We start from the raw sequence: 15,118 nt of genomic DNA on the forward strand, positions 1-15,118 counted from the left end.
AGCACCCCCACGCGGTCCCCGACCCCCCCTCCGGTCCCCGAGCCGCCCCGGGCATCCGGTCCCTGAGTAACCCCACCCGGTCCCCGAGCCATCCCGAAGCCCCTGGTCCCCGAGCCACCCCCTGCTTCCGATCCCCGAGCAACCCCACGCGGTCCCTGAGCTTGTCGAAGGGTCAGCTCGGGTTCACGACGGCGTAGATCTGGTTCCAGTTCGCGAAGCCGGTGACCGGGTCGTCCGAGCCGTTCAGCATGATGTCCTCGTCCACGGAGTTCGTCTCGCCGGTCGACGGATCGTAGATCTCGTAGTCGCCGTCGTGGAAGCCGATGATGAGCACGTAATGCTGCGGGATGGTGTTGTCGCTCGGGCCGACGAGGAGCGGGACGGGCGTCCCGTCGTTCGCCGCCGCCGCGGCCTCGGTGAGTGCCGCCCCTCGGCCCGAGTCACCACCCAGGGCGTTGGTCCAGTCGATGTGGTAGTCGGTACCGGTGCGGTCCGACTCGTCGACCGCGCCACCGGGCGCCGTGCCCGCGACGTTCGGGTAGTCGATCGGGCCGGGGAACAGGTCGTTCGCACGGTCCTGGACGGCCTGCTGCAGGAACGTCATCCGATCCTCGGTGTCCAGACCGGCCGCGTCGGCGAGGTCGAGTCCCCGGAGGTAGTCGGGCACGTGGCCGTCGAGGAACTCGCCGGTCTGCAGCCAGTAGGCGAGGAACGGGTCCGACTGGGCGGCGAGGGTGATGAGCGTCGTCGATCCGCAGGTCTTGTTGTTGTACTGGTCGAAGGTCTCGCCGTTCACCGTGGCGTCCCCGTTGTCGCCGACGCCGAGGTTCGTGAGCTCGTCGATCATGCGCTGGCGTTCGCCGGGCGGAGCGTTCTTGATCGCGTCGGCGAGGGCGAGCACGGAGGAACTGCCGGCGCCGGTGGCGATCGCACTCATGAGGAGGGCGCTGACGGCAGGGTCGCCGGACTCTTCCATCGCCGCGAGGATGCGTTCGCGTTCGTCGTCGCTCATCGCGTTCCAGTTCTGGACGTAGTTCGCCCATTCCGTCTCGGAGAGGACCGAACTGTCGGGGTCACCGTTCGGGAACTGCGTCCGCGAGACGAGGACGTCCAGCCGCGTCTGGCCCACGGGCACCTCGACGCCGGCGAGCACGGCGTAGCCTTCGGCGTCCGACAGTGCCCGCTGCAGCGCCTCACCGGCCGCCCATGCGTCGTCGTAGGCGTCGTGGCAGACGGACACGCCGTCGAGGATCTGGCCGGCCCCGCGGATGAGGTCCGAGAGCACACCGGCGACCTCTCCGGCTCCGGTGATCGGGTTGGTCATCGCCCATGGGTTCACGGAGATGTTCCCGATGGTCCGCTGACCGTCGCGGATGGTGTCCGCACCCGGATGGTGGGCGGCGCGGGCCGCGGTGATGGCGTCCGCGTAGTCGCGGAGACCGCTGGCACCGGTCCGGAGACCCTCGATCTCGCTGCCGACGAGGGTGTTGACGGACGCCAGGACCTGCGTCGCGCTCGCGCCGGTCACCCCGACGAGTGCGTCGGGCAGGCTCGACGCGGTGACGGTGGAGAGCGTGGTCTGGATCGCCTCCGCGGCGAGCACCGCGTTCTCGTACTGCTCCGCGAGCCCGTCAATGGTGGCCGGGTCACCCGGCGGTGGGGTGTCCGCGAACGTGGAGGATCTGGGGATGAGCCCGACTGCGCGATCGACGAACGAACCGATCGAGGTGATGAAGCTCAACGGGTCGCCGGTCAGCGAGCCGATGAAGGTGGCGAGCACGTCGATCTCGGCTGAGCTCTTGGTGCGGAGGTCGGAGAGGTTCACGATCGATCCCCGGTCCCGGCGGCGCGCGTGGTCGTGGCGAGTCCGGAGAGGAGCTGCAGCACGACGGTCTGCAGCCTGGCGACCGCGCGCAATTCGGCGGCGGTCTCCGCACTGTCGGATCCTCGGCGACGCGCGTCAATGAGGGCGTCGAGCAGCACGGCCCCCGCCTGCTCGTCCGTCAGCATGCCGGCGCCGAGGCCGATGACGGCGTCGAGACCGGCCGTGCGGACCACACTCGCGACCTGCTCGGTGACGCCGGCGGGGACGCCGGCTCCTCGGAGTTCCGCGGCCAGGGACGCGACCCGCGCGCCGGTCGCGGCCCGCTCGGCCGCGTCACGACGATCGGACGGGACCGCCGTGGGTGGCGGAGCCTGCGGCGGCGGCGCGGTCATGAGGCGTCCTCGGCGAGCGCCGCGTCCGTGCCGGCCATCGTGTCCGCGACGTTCTGCATCCACCGTGCGAAGTCGTCGAGCGTCTTGCCCGCCTCCGTCATCTCGGTCCGCCACGTCAGTTCGAAGGCGGCGGCGTTCGCAGCCACCTGCTCGTCAAGGAACGACGTGTCGAGGCAGGTCGAGAAGACCCCCGTCGCGCTCGTGGCCGCCCCACCCACCGCTTGGACGACCGCCGCCAGGCCCGCGCCGTCCACCTGCATCGTGCCACTCATGGGTCCCCGCTCTCCGGTGCTGTTCGCGCTGCCCGGTCGATCCCGGTGAGGCGCCTGATCCGATGGTTCCACCTTGACCCCGCCGGCTCCGGAAGACGATGGGCAGCACTCCCCATCACCCGTCGGGCGTCGGACGTGGCGCACGCCGGGGTGTCGGTTACGGTGAGGGTGACGCGTCCGCTCGGGCGCCGCGGAGGGAACCGTCATGCAGCAGATCCATCGTCGCCTCGCGACCGTGTCGCTGACGATCCTCGTCGCCGCGCTCGCTTGTACGGGATGCGGCCTGTCGGCGACACCCGTCGTGGCCGACGAGACCGACCACGCCCGGCTCACCGCGTTGGCCGATGATCCGCTCTTCACGGACGGCAGCGTCACCGGGCCACGGGTTCCGGACACCTCTGCCAACGTCAGCGTGCAACGCGGGGCGATCACGGTCGAGGACCTCTGGCCGTCGGACGTGACCGCGGAACCAGGAGCGAGCGGACCCGCCTGGCCTGCCGCCACCGCCATGTTGGCCCAGCTGCGCGACGCAGGGTGGCGACCGGTGGCCGTCTCCTGCGAGCTGGATCCGTCGTCGGGGTTGGAGGGCGCGACGGTGTACGCCACGAAGGAGTTCGACGACTTCACCGCTGCGCTCGAGGCCGAGGTGAGGCCTCCATCCTCGAAGCTCGTCGGGTACGTGCCCTTCCATTTGGAGGCCGACGACCCGTGGTCGGCGCACTCGGAGGTCCCGGCGGGATCCAGTTGCCTCGACGGCAGTGGGCCACCGAGCGACGAGGGGTCCGTCCCCGACGACCTGGCCATCGCTCCCTGGTACTGAGCCTCCGCCGCTGCAGACCGACGTGCGCCGCGACGACCGTCCGGCCGCCGATCCCAGGGTCGACTCAGGGTGATCCCGGAGGTTCCGGGGGTTGCCACGCACCGAGACGCGATATATCGTGAATTCCAGTTCAACGCGATATATCGCGATCACTCGGAAGGAACCGCACCATGGCACAGGAGAAGTGGATCATCGCTCCCGGCGAGAGCCGCATCATCGACCTCGAACTCGTGAGACGACTCAAGGTCGGCCTCATCGGCGGCCAGGTCGACATCATCGGACACGACGAACCCGGCGCCCGCATCGAGGTGGGGGCCGTCACCGGCAAGGACCTCAAGATCACCATCGACGGCGACGTCGCCGAGATCGACCACCCGCAGCTGCGCTGGGACAACTTCCTCGAAGTGTTCTCGAACTTCGGCGCCAATCGCGCCACGGCCCAGGTCAGCGTCCTCGTCCCCCGCGACATCGCCCTGACGTTCGGCGTGGTCAGCGCCAGCGGACTGGTCGCAGGCCTCACCGCAGACGCCAAGCTCAACACGGTGTCCGGCGACCTCGTGGCCGACCGGATGACCGGACGGCTCGACCTCAACTCCGTGAGCGGCGAGCTCACGGTCCAGAACCACACGGGTCGCATCCAGGCGCACACGGTCTCGGGCGACGTCACCGTCTCCGGCGACATCACGCGCGCCTCGATCGACGGCGTCTCCTCCGACCTGCTCCTCGACATCCACGGTGCATGCGAACAGCTCGACCTGAACACCGTGAGCGGCGCGATCACGGTCCGTCTCGACGAGGAACTCGCCGCCCGCTACACGGCGAACTCGGTCGGCGGCCGCCTGGCGATCGACGGCGTCGTCCTGAAGGGGCTGCGCGGTGGCGGGTACAACTCGCACACCGGCGCCCTGTCCGGACAGTTCGCCGAGGTGCGCATGAACACCGTCGGCGGCGCGGTGACCGTCCTCCGCCGCCCGGCTGCCGAGCCGGCGGGCGCGGCCACCACCGCAGGGAGCGAGGCAGGCGCATGAGCCCCGTCTTCGCCCACGGCAGCCTGCGGTTGTACCTCCTGAGCCTGCTCGACGAGTCGCCGAAGCACGGCTACGAACTCATCCAGGCACTCACCGACCGGAGCGGTGGCACCTACAGCCCGAGCGCCGGCACCATCTACCCGCGCCTCGCGAAGCTGGAAGAGGAGGGACTCGTCACGAAGACGAGTGACGGTCGGAAGACCGTCTACGAGATCACCGAGGCGGGCCGGGCCGAGCTCGCAGCACGGGCGGGCGAGCTCGACGGCATCGAGGACCAGCTCACCGATTCCGTCCGCCGTATCGCCGACGAGGTCCGCAGCGGGGTCACGGCGGCTATGAAGAGCCTCCGGGCCGATCTCGCCTCAGCCGCGCGCGAGGCGAAGCAGTCCGCGAAGCCCGGTCCGAGCTGGACGTCGACCGCCGAGGAGAGCGCCGATCAGAAGGTGCAGGGTCGCCTGGCGCTCCACGAGACCGACGTGTCGATCAACGAGTTCCGCCAGGCGGTCCGAGCCGAACTCCGCGAGCACGTCGCCCGTGGAGGCGCGCTCGACGACGACACCGTGTCGGCCCTGCGTGCCGACCTCGTCGCCGTCCGCGACCGCCTGCGCGAGCGCCTGCAGGGCTGAGCGCCCCGACACGCAGGCCGAGACACAGAACCGCCCGACCCCTCACAGGAGTCGGGCGGTTCCGTCGGTACGGCGTGTGCGGTCGGCCTAGCGTGCCGCGCCGGCCAGCGAGCCGGTGGTCGCCGCGGAGTCGTAGATCACGCAGGTGACGAGCCGGTCGTCCACCCCGTTCCAGCTGGCCTCGGTCGGCGTGTAGTAGTTGAACTCGAGGCTGGAGTCCTCGTAGACGATCCCGACGAACGCCTGGAACTGCGCGTAGCACCCGTCGTCGGCCTGCTGCGTGACGGCCTCCTCGCCGGGCCACTCGTCGCCGGTCAGCGTGACCTCGCCGTACACCTCGTACTGGTGCGGCTCGGAACAGGGCACGGTCGGCACCTCCGTGACCTCGTCGGACGACGACTCGTCGTTCAGGCAGTCACCGACTGAGAGGGTGAAGACGTCCGTCGTGCCTCCACCGACGATCTCACCGGACTGCGCGTCCCGGGTCTCGGCGGGCTTCGGGAGGATGCCCTCCACGACACTGCAACCGGAGAGCGTCAGGGCCGCGGCGAGGGCGGCGAGGGCGAGCGGGAGGAGACGACGGCGAGCGGTCACGATGAGGGTCCTTGAGGTGGGTGGTCGATCACGAGCGACTGTCCGGGCTCACAGCCAGGCAACAGCCGTCGATCAGGATATTGGTCGACCATCCTGGTCCGCCACTCCCCCGCTCGATGAACACTGCGTCACGGTCGGGTGACGATGCCTGTCCATCCAGCTCATCCCCGCTTGACTCCGGTTCCCGAAGGAGTAATATCGCCGCTCGTGACAACTGAGGGTCGAGAGCCCGGGACAGAACCACGATCGGCAAAACGCTGGTTGATCGGGGACCCGCTGCCGACCGAGAACCTGGAGGGCCAGCTCCTCCCCAAACGGCTCGCACTGCCGATCTTCGCGAGCGACGCGTTGTCGAGTGTGGCGTACGCGCCGCAGGAACTCCTCATGATCCTGACGCTCGGCGGGCTCGCCTTCCTGAGCTTCGCGCCGTGGGTCGCGGCGTGCGTCGTGATCCTCCTCGTCGTGGTCGTCGCGAGCTACCGGCAGCTCATCAAGGCGTACCCGTCGGGTGGTGGCGACTACGAGGTCGCCCACCGGAACCTCGGCGAGAAGGCCGGCCTCGTGGTCGCCTCAGCACTCCTGGTGGACTACGTCCTCACGGTCGCCGTGTCGGTGGCCTCCGGCGTCGACAACATCATCTCCGCGATCCCCGGGCTGAACCCGTGGCGCGTCGAGTTGGCCGTCGGGTTCGTGCTCGTCCTCATGGCCGTGAACCTCCGTGGCGTGCGGGAGTCGAGCAAGGCCTTCGCGATCCCCACCTACTTCTTCATCGCGAGCGTGCTCGTCATGATCGTCGCCGGACTCGCCCGCACGTTCATGGGCGACGCCCCCGTCGCGTCGAGCGCCGAGTTCACCGTGCAGGGTGAGAGTCTCACCCAGGCGGCATTCATCCTGCTCCTCCTCCGCGCCTTCTCCTCTGGTTGCTCCGCACTCACCGGTGTCGAAGCGGTCTCGAACGGCGTCCCGGCGTTCCGCCGCCCGCAGATCAAGAACGCCCAGAAGACGCTGGTCCTCATGGGCGGCACCGCGATCGTGCTGTTCGTCGGCCTCACCGCGCTCGCCCTCATCTCACGCGTGCACTACGCCGAGAACGCCTGTCACCTCGAAGGGTTCGCGGACTGCGCGACGACGCCGCAGCCGAGCCTCATGGCCCAGGTCGCGACCGCGGTCTTCGGCGCGAACAGCATCCCGTTCTTCCTCATCCAGGCGGCGACCGCGTGCGTCCTGCTCCTCGCGGCCAACACCGCGTTCAACGGCTTCCCGCTGCTCGGCGCCGTCCTCGCGCGCGACTCCTACGCCCCCAAGTCGCTCAACACCCGTGGCGACCGCCTCGTGTTCTCGAACGGCATGATCATCCTGGGCCTCGCCGCGTGCGCGATCCTCGTCGTCTACCAGGCGAACCTCACCCAGCTCATCCAGCTGTACATCATCGGGGTGTTCGTGTCGTTCACGCTGGGCCAGACAGGCATGGTGAAGCACTGGCTGCGGATGCTGCGGGAGGGCTGCGACAACCGCGGCTCCGTCTACCGCGGCCTCGCGATCAACGCGTTCGGCGCCCTGCTCACCGCGAGCGTCCTCATCGTCGTGACGATCACGAAGTTCACCCACGGCGCCTGGCTCGTCTTCGTGCTCATGCCGATCCTCTTCGTCCTCATGCTCGGCGTGAACCGCTACTACCGCGACGTCGAGAAGGAAGTCGAGGTCGACCCGACCACGACCTTCGGCGCGACCGGCGACCACGCGATCGTCCTCGTCGGCAAGATGCAGAAGCCGATCCTCAAGGCGCTGGACTACGCGATCGCCGCCAAGCACGACAGCCTCGAAGCGGTCCACATGTCGATCGATCCAGAGGCCACGAAGCTGCTCGAGCAGCAGTGGATCGAACAGAACATCCACGTGCCGCTCGTCATCCTCGAGTCGCCGTACCGCGAGTTCGCGATGCCGCTCGCGAAGTACATCAAGGCGCACCGCGCTGAGCACGGCGCCGAGGTCGTGACCGTCTACATGCCGCAGTACATCGTCGGGCACTGGTGGGAGAGCCTCCTCCACAACCGGCGGGCGTCGCGGATCCGCAACCAGATCATGCTCGTCCACGGCGTGACCGTCGCCCTCGTGCCGTGGCTGCTCGACTCCTCGGAGCTCATCTACGGACGTCGGTCACGGCCGCTGCCCGGCCAGGAGCGACGTGGCGAGATCGTCCGCGTCAAGAAGCCGGTCGAGCGGAAGCCGCACATCGACCGCAACACGGGGCAGCCCCGCTCCTGATCGGCCACGCGCTCCGGCGACGGCGTGAGGGACGTGTCGCAGACTGACAGACTGGGGACATGTTCACCTGGGGTCTCTCGCTGCTGTTCCTCGCGGCCGTCTTCGGGACGCTGTCGATGGTCCGCCTCATCGCCGCGAACCCCGACTCGCCGCTGCCGATGTGGCAGGGCCGCCCGCAGCGACTCCCGCAGTTCACGATCATCCTGCGCGGGCTGTCGGGCGGACTCGGCGTCTTCGGCGTCTTCCTGCTGTGGTCGGAGATCGGCTTCTGGAGCATCCTGCTGCTCGTCGTCGCCCTCGGGATCCCGATCGTGCTGAACCTCCGGCACAACCGCCGCTTCGAGGCATAGCCGGCGTGTTCGTTCGCCCATCTTCGGGCGAACGAACGCTCATTCGCCCGTATTTGGGCGAACGGGCGGTCAGGCGAGGAGCGAACCGAACCCGTAGCCGACCAGGGCCGCGACGACCGACGCGACGAGCATGCCCAACGCGTTCGCCAGTCCGGCCCGGGAACGTCCGTCGTGGAGCAGCCGGACGGTCTCGACACTCGCGGTGCTGAACGTCGTGTACCCACCGAGCAGCCCGCCTCCGAGGACGAGCCGCCACGCCTCGTCGACGACCCCGCCGAGCGCCAGCGCGGTGACGAAGCCGAGCAGCAGCGACCCGCTGACGTTGATCACGGTCGTGCCCCACGGGTAGGCGCCGCCCACACGGGAACGGACGATGCCGTCGACGACGAAGCGGGCCGCGGCGCCGACACCGCCGGCCGCCGCGATCGCGAGGAAGAGCCAGGGCGTCACGAGCGGCCACCGCCGATCCGTCGGGCGAGGACGATGCCGCCCCAGCTCGCCAGGGCGCCCAGCACGACGCTCCCCACCGCGTACAGCACCCCCACGAGGGCGCTCCCCTCGATGAGGAGGACACTGCTGTCGGCCGCGAGCGCGCTGTAAGTCGTGAAGCCGCCGAGGACGCCGGTGCCGAGGAAGAGGCGGAGATCGCGTCGACGGCCGGCGTCGGGCCCGCGTCGGAGGAGCGACTCGAGGAGGAGACCGAGCAGGAAGGCGCCGACGACGTTGATGCCGAGGATGGCCACGGGGACACCACCGATGGGCGGGATCGCGAGGGAGATCGCCTCGCGGGCAGCCGTCCCGATCGCACCACCGAGCGCGACCATCGCGATCGTGGCGGGTTGGAGGTGCGGAGCCCGTGTCCCCGTCGGAGCGGCCGTCACCGCAGGTCGCCGGCGGAGGCGTCCCAGAGCGGTTCGTCGGTGGCACTCGGCGCGAGTGGGACCACGATCACCGGACGCGCCTGCCGATGGGCCAGCGTCGCGGCGACGGAACCGTTGAAGAACTCGAGGATGCCCTTCCGGAGGCCACGCTCCCGGGTCCCGACGATGATCGCCCGCGCGGACACCGAATCGGCGAGTCGGCCGAGGGCACGCGCCGGGTCCCCGGCGAGCTGGGTCAGCTCCCACGCGACGCCGGTCTCGTCGAGGAGACGATGCGCCGTCGCCTCCAGGCCGGGATCGGCGGGCTCCGGTTCGAAGTCGTGCAGATCGGCGTCGAACGGCAGCGACGTGACGGTGCCGTCGACGTTCTCGACCACGACGAACCGGCTCGCATCGACGTGGGCGAGGACGAGCCGGCAGGCGAAGGCCTGCGCGAACGACGCCGCCTCGACGAGGACGGAGTCGGGTTGCCCCGGCGTGACACCGACCACGATCGCGGTGGACCGTTGCTCGTCGCTCATGTCGTCACTCCCCCTTCGCGCGCTTCGCGGCGGCCTTGGCCGCCTGCTTCGTCGCCCGCACCTGCGCGAGTGACTCCGGATCGACGATGTCGGCGACGGACCGGAGGCTGCCGTCCTCGCCGTAGGGCGCCGACGCTTCCCGCCAGTCGGCCGCGTCGAGCCCGTACTGCTTGCCGAGGAGCGCGAGGAAGATCTTCGCCTTCTGCTCACCGAACCCCGGGAGGGCGAGCAGGCGCTTCAGGATCTCCGGGCCGTCGGGCGCGTCGCGCGTCCAGATCGCCTCAGCGTCGCCGTCCCAGTCGTCGATGATCGCGGCGCAGAGCCCCTGCACCCGGCCGGCCATGGAACCCGGGAACCGGTGCACGGCGGGACTCGTCTTGAAGAGGGAGGCGAACGCCTCGGGTTCTTCCCGCGCGATCGTGGCCGCGTCGAAGGAACCGAGGCGGTCGCTGATCTTCATCGGGCCGGCGAACGCGGTCTCCATCGGCACCTGCTGATCGAGCAGCATGCCGACGAGCAGGGCGAGCGGGTCGGTCGACAACAGGCGGTCGGCGTCCGCATCTCCGGTGATGTGCAGGGTTCCGGTCATGGGTCCATCGTCCCACCACTCGACGTCCTGGCCCAGCCCCGTTCCGTCGCGGTGTCGGCATCGGTGCCCGGCAGACCGTCTCCGTACGAGCGCCCCGTCCACGGGCGGCATGGTAAGCTCAACGCTAGTCTTTATCGTTCCCTGGTAGGCGAAAGCCCCGGACGCCCCGCAAGCGCGGCCGGTCAGAAAATCATGAGGGGGTCTCGCATGGGTCGTGGCCGTCAAAAGGCAAAGCACACGAAGATCGCTCGTGAGCTCAAGTCGTTCAGCCCGGACGTGAACTACAACGCGCTCGAGCGCGAGCTCACGGGGCACTCCGTCGACCACCCGGGCACGGGCGTCGACGAGAGCTACGACGACGAGATCGCCAAGTGGGCTGAATACGCCGAGAAGTACGCCGACGGTGAGGCGAAGGGCGCGTAGGCGCGCCCTTCCCCACCGTTCCGGCGCGCGCCAGCATCGGCGGTTCGTCGTCGCTTCAGCACCTCACGGCTGGGTGATCTCTCAGACGACTGTTGGCAAATGGAGTTCTCGCTGGGCGGAGACTAGCCTGGACGGATGAACACCGACGAACTCCGCGTTGCCGCCAAGAAGCGCCTGAAGGCGCAGCACGATTTCAAGCAGTTTCTCGCCGTCTGGGGTGCGGTCTCCGTCCTCCTGATCGTCATCTGGCTCCTCACCGGCGCCTGGGGATACTTCTGGCCGATCTGGCCGATCTTCGTGATGGGCATCGCCCTGGTCTTCGTCGGACTCGACGCCTACGGTCCGTCCAAGCACATCACCGAGGACGCCATCGACGCCGAGGTCGCGCGCCTCGTGAACCAGCAGCAGCAGCGCGCTGCCGCTCGCGAGGCCGCCTCGCAGCCGAACCCCGCGCAGGCACCGTACGCCGGTCAGAGCGGTTACGAGCAGCACCCGTACCAGGCGGGTCAGACCGGCCAGGCGCCGGTGTACGACCCCGCACAGTACGGACAGACGGCCGCCTACGACACCTCGCAGTACGCGGGTGGCCAGACCGGCGGCTACGGCACGCAGCCGACCCAGGGCGCCCAGGCGACGCAGCAGTACGGCGCCTACCAGGCCCCGTCGGCCGAGGCTCCGGCCTCCGAGGCTCCGGCGCCGGAACCCACCTCGGACTGGGTGCGCGCCGCCGAGCCCACCCCGACCGAGCAGTTCGCCGCGGTCTTCTCCGGCACCGACCGCGCGCCCGAGGCCGCAGCCGCGCCGAACACGTCCGCCGAACCGGCCGAGTCGATCGTCCTGGAGTCGACGTCCACCGGCGACGCCGAGACCGTCGCAGCCGCCGCCGACGAGACCGAGGCGCGCCTCGCGAGCGACGAGACCGGACGCGACGAGACCGTGTCGGCCGCCGCACCGGCCGCGGCCGTGAGCGCGCCCCGCACCTCGACCAGCCGGTCGACGACGACGCGTTCGACGACGGCCCGGAAGCCCGCCGCCAAGACGACCACGGCGGCGACGGCCGCGGGCACCACCGTCCGCAAGACGAGTTCGACGCGCGCCACCACCGGTTCGACGACGCCGAAGGCCGCAGCAGCCAAGACCACGACGCCGAAGGCCGCAGCCACGAAGGCACCGGCGACGAAGACGACGGGCGCCGCAGCGAAGCCGGCCACCGCGAAGGCACCGGCGAAGCCGCGCACGACGAAGCCGAAGGCGGCCCCCGCGGCCGCGCCGGCGCCGCTCGAGCAGCCCGGTACGCCGGAGTAGCAGTCGGTTCCTGAACGACGAAGCGCGCGAGCCCCTCGGGGCTCGCGCGCTTCGTCGTTCAGGCGGGACTCAGGAGAGCTGTGAGCGCTCCACCCACTCGAGGTACTCCTCGGAGACGGTACCGGTGACGTACTCGCCGGTGAAGCAGCTCATCTCGAGGTCGCTGATGCCCGAGCCCTCGAGGATGGCGGCCTTCATGTCGGCGACCTCCTGGTAGATGAGGTTGTCGGCACCCAGCTCGCGGGCGATGTCGGGGATCTTCTTGCCGTGTGCGACGAGCTCCTGGCGGGACGGCATGTTGATGCCGTACACGTGGGGGTAGCGGACCGGCGGTGCGGCGGAGGTGAAGGTCACCTTGTTGGCACCGGCGAGACGCGCCATGTCGACGATCTCCTTCGACGTCGTCCCGCGGACGATCGAGTCGTCGACGATGAGGATGTTCTTGCCCTTGAACTCCGAGCCCATTGCGTTGAGCTTCTGGCGGACGCTCTTCTTGCGCTGCGCCTGGCCCGGCATGATGAAGGTGCGCCCCACGTAGCGGTTCTTGTAGAAGCCCTCGCGGTACTCGATGCCGAGCTTCTGGGCGACCTGCATGGCCGCCGGGCGGGAGGAGTCCGGGATCGGCATGACGACGTCGATGTCGCCCATCGGCGTGTACTCGGCGATGGTGTCGGCGAGCCGGTTGCCGAGACGCAGTCGTGCCTCGTAGACCGAGATGCCGTTCATGACGGAGTCGGGGCGCGCGAGGTACACGTACTCGAAGGAGCACGGCACGAGCCGCGGATTCTTCGCGCACTGACGCGAGTACAGCTCACCCGACGCGGTGATGAAGACGGCCTCGCCCGGGGCGATCTCGCGGACGATCTCGTAGCCGCCGGCTTCGAGGACGAGCGACTCCGAGGCGACCACCCAGTCGTTGCCGACCAGGCCCGTCTGGCGCTTGCCGAGGATGAGCGGACGGATGCCGAACGGGTCGCGGAAGGCGAGCAGGCCGTGACCGGCGATGAGGGCGATCGTCGCGTAGGAGCCCTCGACCCGCTCGTGCACGTTCTCGACGGCGTTGAACACCTGGTCGGGATCGAGGTCGAGGCCGCTGATCTGTCCCTGCAGCTCCGTCGCGAGGACGTTGAGCAGCAGCTCGGTGTCGCTCGTGGAGTTCACGTGGCGACGGTCGACGTGGAACAGGTCCTTGCTGAGTTCGCGCGTGTTCGTGAGGTTGCCGTTGTGGATGAGCGTGATGCCGTAGGGCGCGTTCACGTAGAACGGCTGCGCCTCGCTCTCGTTGGCGGCATCGCCCTTCGTCGCGTAGCGCACGTGGCCGAGGCCCATGTTGCCGAGGAGCGAGCGCATGTCGCGGGTGCGGAAGGCTTCACGCACCTGCCCCTTGGCCTTGACCATGTGGAAGGTGCTGCCGTCGGCGGTCGCGATGCCGGTGGAGTCCTGACCGCGGTGCTGGAGGAGCAGGAGGCTGTCGTAGACCTGCTGGTTGGCAGGCTCGGTTGAGACGATGCCGACGATGCCGCACATGCGTGGGGACTCCTTGGGGTTCGTGCTGGGCGAGTGACGGAACGGAGGAAGTGGGCCGGTGCGCTGCGACTAGTCGCGGTAGGCGCCGACGAGGCGGACGGCACCGCCGTCGACCCCCTTGGCACCCTGTTCGAACGCACTGAGGTCTGCGGCGTCGTCGCCGAGGTGCACGGTGCCGACCTGCCAGGTCGCGATCCCGTCGGCCTCGAGGGCGGCCGTGACGCCGGCGGCGACCGCCGGCGAGACGACGGCGAAGAACCCGACGCCCAGGTTCCAGGTGCCCTCGCTCGACTCGAGCGAGGATCCGGCCAGCTCGCTCAGCGTCCGGAACACCGGCGACGGGCTCCACGTGGAGCGGTCGACCTCGGCCCAGGACCCCTTGGGCAGGACGCGCGCGAGGTTGGCGGCGATCCCGCCTCCGGTGACGTGGCTGAGCGAATGGACGCCACCCGCGAAGGCCGGGGCGTCGAGCAGCCGCAGGAGGGGCAGGGTGTAGAGCCGCGTCGGCTCGAGGAGGGCCTCGCCGAACGTCGTGCCGAGCTCATCGCTGTGGTCGGCGTAGCCGACGCCCGCCTGGGCGAGGATGTGGCGCACGAGGGAGAAGCCGTTCGAGTGCAGGCCCGAGGATGCAAGTGCGAGGACGACGTCACCGTCCTCGACGCGGTGCTCACCGAGGATGGCGTCCGCCTCGACCGCGCCGGTGCAGGCACCGGCGACGTCGTAGTCGTCGACCCCGAGGAGTCCGGGGTGCTCCGCGGTCTCGCCGCCGATGAGCGCCGTCCCGGTGTCGGAGCAGGCCCGGGCGATGCCCGCGACGATGGAGGCGATGCGCTCCGGGTGGACCTTGCCGCAGGCGATGTAGTCGGTCATGAAGAGCGGCTTCGCACCGACCACGACGATGTCGTCGACGACCATGCCGACGAGGTCCTGGCCGATGGTGTCGTGCTTGTCGATGGCCTGGGCGATCGCGACCTTCGTGCCGACACCGTCGGTCGACGTGGCGAGCAGGGGCCGACGGAAGGCGGTGAGCGCTGAGGCGTCGAACAGGCCGGCGAACCCGCCGAAGCCGCCGAAGACCTCCGGGCCGTGCGTCTTCGCGACGGCGGCCTTCATGAGCTCGACGGCGCGGTCACCGGCTGCCGTGTCGACACCGGCCTCCCGGTAGCTGGTGGATGAGGTCATGACCGTCCTGAACCTTCTGCGATGGGTGGATTCGGGGGGCCGGACTCACCTGGCTCGGCACTGACGGAACCGGCAGGTTCCGCGTCGGCCGCGGGGGTCCCGGCTGGATGCACGTCAACTCTATCCGCTGCGACGATCCGCGTCCGTCGCGCCATGGAGCGGTCGATGAGGAGACCGATGACGAGGGCGATCGCGCCGAAGACGACGACGCACACGAGCAGGAGGAAGCCGAACACCTGGGTGAGCGAGTAGTCGGCGCTCCCCGGGAACGCGAAGGTGAGGATGAGCGCGGCGATGATCCCCACGAAGGCACCGATGACGAGGAACCGCCAGTAGCGGGGCGACCGCCGCACGGAGACCGAACCGGAGGAGTACACGGTCGCGACCTCGGTGTCGGGCTCGGTCGGCGTCGCGGGGCCGGTCGGTTCGGATGGGTGCTGAGCTTCCGGCGCTGGCTGCCCGGTGGCGTCTGTCATGCCTCCATTCTCCCCCACGATCCTGGGCATCGTGAACCGATG

General features: G+C 69.6%; 18 protein-coding genes. 7 read left to right on the forward strand and 11 right to left on the reverse strand.

Features of this window, described 5'->3' with window-relative positions; all coding sequences use genetic code 11:
* Positions 1 to 172: 172 nt before the first annotated feature.
* The 3 genes from ACZZZB_RS05940 to ACZZZB_RS05950 are packed head-to-tail and all read right to left on the reverse strand — an operon-like array spanning position 173 to position 2,489.
* The gene (locus ACZZZB_RS05940) at positions 173 to 1,825 is read right to left on the reverse strand and encodes a hypothetical protein (RefSeq protein WP_463529190.1); all 1,653 of its coding nucleotides are present in this window, start codon (positions 1,823 to 1,825) and stop codon (positions 173 to 175) included.
* The gene (locus ACZZZB_RS05945) at positions 1,822 to 2,217 is read right to left on the reverse strand and encodes a hypothetical protein (RefSeq protein WP_463529191.1); all 396 of its coding nucleotides are present in this window, start codon (positions 2,215 to 2,217) and stop codon (positions 1,822 to 1,824) included. Before ACZZZB_RS05945 ends, ACZZZB_RS05940 begins: the two co-directional genes overlap by 4 nt.
* Entirely contained in the window at positions 2,214 to 2,489 is a 276-nt protein-coding gene (locus ACZZZB_RS05950; protein WP_191940503.1) for a hypothetical protein, read from the reverse strand. Before ACZZZB_RS05950 ends, ACZZZB_RS05945 begins: the two co-directional genes overlap by 4 nt.
* Before the next feature lie 205 nt (positions 2,490 to 2,694).
* On the opposite strand from ACZZZB_RS05950, the gene ACZZZB_RS05955 reads away from it, so the two are divergent.
* The 3 genes from ACZZZB_RS05955 (at position 2,695) to ACZZZB_RS05965 (ending at position 4,963) form a co-directional block, all read left to right on the forward strand.
* Entirely contained in the window at positions 2,695 to 3,309 is a 615-nt protein-coding gene (locus tag ACZZZB_RS05955; RefSeq protein WP_192018759.1) for a hypothetical protein, read from the forward strand.
* 170 nt (positions 3,310 to 3,479) lie between these two features.
* Positions 3,480 to 4,337: a DUF4097 family beta strand repeat-containing protein gene (locus ACZZZB_RS05960; RefSeq protein WP_137242313.1), complete on the forward strand. Its 858-nt coding sequence runs from the start codon at positions 3,480 to 3,482 to the stop codon at positions 4,335 to 4,337.
* Entirely contained in the window at positions 4,334 to 4,963 is a 630-nt protein-coding gene (locus ACZZZB_RS05965) for a PadR family transcriptional regulator (protein ID WP_064294217.1), read from the forward strand. Before ACZZZB_RS05960 ends, ACZZZB_RS05965 begins: the two co-directional genes overlap by 4 nt.
* An 87-nt stretch (positions 4,964 to 5,050) precedes the next feature.
* On the opposite strand, the gene ACZZZB_RS05970 is transcribed toward ACZZZB_RS05965, so the two are convergent.
* The gene (locus tag ACZZZB_RS05970; RefSeq protein ID WP_229940073.1) at positions 5,051 to 5,557 is read right to left on the reverse strand and encodes a septum formation family protein; all 507 of its coding nucleotides are present in this window, start codon (positions 5,555 to 5,557) and stop codon (positions 5,051 to 5,053) included.
* Positions 5,558 to 5,818: 261 nt separating this feature from the next.
* On the opposite strand from ACZZZB_RS05970, the gene ACZZZB_RS05975 reads away from it, so the two are divergent.
* Positions 5,819 to 7,822 carry an APC family permease gene (locus ACZZZB_RS05975; protein ID WP_249406893.1) on the forward strand — a complete coding sequence of 668 codons (2,004 nt, stop codon included), beginning with the start codon at positions 5,819 to 5,821 and terminating at the stop codon, positions 7,820 to 7,822.
* A 59-nt stretch (positions 7,823 to 7,881) separates the two neighbouring features.
* Positions 7,882 to 8,172: a hypothetical protein gene (locus ACZZZB_RS05980; RefSeq protein ID WP_079001460.1), complete on the forward strand. Its 291-nt coding sequence runs from the start codon at positions 7,882 to 7,884 to the stop codon at positions 8,170 to 8,172.
* A gap of 69 nt (positions 8,173 to 8,241) precedes the next feature.
* Here the strand turns inward: ACZZZB_RS05980 and crcB are convergent, their stop codons facing one another.
* The 4 genes from crcB to ACZZZB_RS06000 are packed head-to-tail and all read right to left on the reverse strand — an operon-like array spanning position 8,242 to position 10,163.
* Positions 8,242 to 8,622, reverse strand: a complete 381-nt coding sequence (gene crcB / locus ACZZZB_RS05985; protein WP_463529192.1) for a fluoride efflux transporter CrcB — start codon at positions 8,620 to 8,622, stop codon at positions 8,242 to 8,244.
* The gene (locus tag ACZZZB_RS05990) at positions 8,619 to 8,996 is read right to left on the reverse strand and encodes a fluoride efflux transporter FluC (protein WP_192004791.1); all 378 of its coding nucleotides are present in this window, start codon (positions 8,994 to 8,996) and stop codon (positions 8,619 to 8,621) included. The genes crcB and ACZZZB_RS05990 overlap by 4 nt, the downstream gene beginning before the upstream one ends.
* A 53-nt stretch (positions 8,997 to 9,049) precedes the next feature.
* Positions 9,050 to 9,574, reverse strand: coding sequence for a universal stress protein (locus ACZZZB_RS05995; RefSeq protein ID WP_192004545.1), 525 nt, complete (start codon positions 9,572 to 9,574; stop codon positions 9,050 to 9,052).
* 4 nt (positions 9,575 to 9,578) lie between these two features.
* Positions 9,579 to 10,163 (reverse strand): HhH-GPD-type base excision DNA repair protein, encoded by a 585-nt coding sequence (locus tag ACZZZB_RS06000; protein ID WP_463529193.1) that lies wholly within the window; start codon positions 10,161 to 10,163, stop codon positions 9,579 to 9,581.
* A 207-nt stretch (positions 10,164 to 10,370) separates the two neighbouring features.
* Here ACZZZB_RS06000 and ACZZZB_RS06005 point away from each other — a divergent pair, with 207 nt between their 5' ends.
* Together ACZZZB_RS06005 and ACZZZB_RS06010 are read left to right on the forward strand one after the other, a co-directional pair.
* The gene (locus tag ACZZZB_RS06005; protein WP_064294210.1) at positions 10,371 to 10,586 is read left to right on the forward strand and encodes a DUF3073 domain-containing protein; all 216 of its coding nucleotides are present in this window, start codon (positions 10,371 to 10,373) and stop codon (positions 10,584 to 10,586) included.
* 135 nt (positions 10,587 to 10,721) lie between these two features.
* Positions 10,722 to 11,891 (forward strand): 2TM domain-containing protein, encoded by a 1,170-nt coding sequence (locus ACZZZB_RS06010; protein ID WP_137242317.1) that lies wholly within the window; start codon positions 10,722 to 10,724, stop codon positions 11,889 to 11,891.
* Positions 11,892 to 11,960: 69 nt separating this feature from the next.
* On the opposite strand, the gene purF is transcribed toward ACZZZB_RS06010, so the two are convergent.
* The 3 genes from purF to ACZZZB_RS06025 all read right to left on the reverse strand — a co-directional run bounded on the left by purF (position 11,961) and on the right by ACZZZB_RS06025 (position 15,076).
* The gene (gene purF, locus ACZZZB_RS06015; protein WP_085511828.1) at positions 11,961 to 13,418 is read right to left on the reverse strand and encodes an amidophosphoribosyltransferase; all 1,458 of its coding nucleotides are present in this window, start codon (positions 13,416 to 13,418) and stop codon (positions 11,961 to 11,963) included.
* 69 nt (positions 13,419 to 13,487) lie between these two features.
* Positions 13,488 to 14,600, reverse strand: a complete 1,113-nt coding sequence (gene purM / locus ACZZZB_RS06020) for a phosphoribosylformylglycinamidine cyclo-ligase (protein WP_285024802.1) — start codon at positions 14,598 to 14,600, stop codon at positions 13,488 to 13,490.
* Positions 14,597 to 15,076: a DUF2273 domain-containing protein gene (locus ACZZZB_RS06025; protein WP_192018765.1), complete on the reverse strand. Its 480-nt coding sequence runs from the start codon at positions 15,074 to 15,076 to the stop codon at positions 14,597 to 14,599. The genes purM and ACZZZB_RS06025 overlap by 4 nt, the downstream gene beginning before the upstream one ends.
* Positions 15,077 to 15,118: the final 42 nt, after the last annotated feature.

The sequence above is a fragment of the Plantibacter sp. AC185 genome, assembly GCF_979258065.1.

Bases quoted from the DNA above. Each gene is read 5' to 3' on its own strand.
- ACZZZB_RS05945 (WP_463529191.1), bottom strand. From the start codon at position 2,217: ATGACCGCGCCGCCGCCGCAGGCTCCGCCACCCACGGCGGTCCCGTCC.
- ACZZZB_RS05950 (WP_191940503.1), bottom strand. From the start codon at position 2,489: ATGAGTGGCACGATGCAGGTGGACGGCGCGGGCCTGGCGGCGGTCGTC.
- ACZZZB_RS05955 (WP_192018759.1), top strand. From the start codon at position 2,695: ATGCAGCAGATCCATCGTCGCCTCGCGACCGTGTCGCTGACGATCCTC.
- ACZZZB_RS05960 (WP_137242313.1), top strand. From the start codon at position 3,480: ATGGCACAGGAGAAGTGGATCATCGCTCCCGGCGAGAGCCGCATCATC.
- ACZZZB_RS05965 (WP_064294217.1), top strand. From the start codon at position 4,334: ATGAGCCCCGTCTTCGCCCACGGCAGCCTGCGGTTGTACCTCCTGAGC.
- ACZZZB_RS05980 (WP_079001460.1), top strand. From the start codon at position 7,882: ATGTTCACCTGGGGTCTCTCGCTGCTGTTCCTCGCGGCCGTCTTCGGG.
- ACZZZB_RS05990 (WP_192004791.1), bottom strand. From the start codon at position 8,996: ATGGTCGCGCTCGGTGGTGCGATCGGGACGGCTGCCCGCGAGGCGATC.
- ACZZZB_RS05995 (WP_192004545.1), bottom strand. From the start codon at position 9,574: ATGAGCGACGAGCAACGGTCCACCGCGATCGTGGTCGGTGTCACGCCG.
- ACZZZB_RS06000 (WP_463529193.1), bottom strand. From the start codon at position 10,163: ATGACCGGAACCCTGCACATCACCGGAGATGCGGACGCCGACCGCCTG.
- ACZZZB_RS06005 (WP_064294210.1), top strand. From the start codon at position 10,371: ATGGGTCGTGGCCGTCAAAAGGCAAAGCACACGAAGATCGCTCGTGAG.
- ACZZZB_RS06010 (WP_137242317.1), top strand. From the start codon at position 10,722: ATGAACACCGACGAACTCCGCGTTGCCGCCAAGAAGCGCCTGAAGGCG.
- purF (WP_085511828.1), bottom strand. From the start codon at position 13,418: ATGTGCGGCATCGTCGGCATCGTCTCAACCGAGCCTGCCAACCAGCAG.
- purM (WP_285024802.1), bottom strand. From the start codon at position 14,600: ATGACCTCATCCACCAGCTACCGGGAGGCCGGTGTCGACACGGCAGCC.
- ACZZZB_RS06025 (WP_192018765.1), bottom strand. From the start codon at position 15,076: ATGACAGACGCCACCGGGCAGCCAGCGCCGGAAGCTCAGCACCCATCC.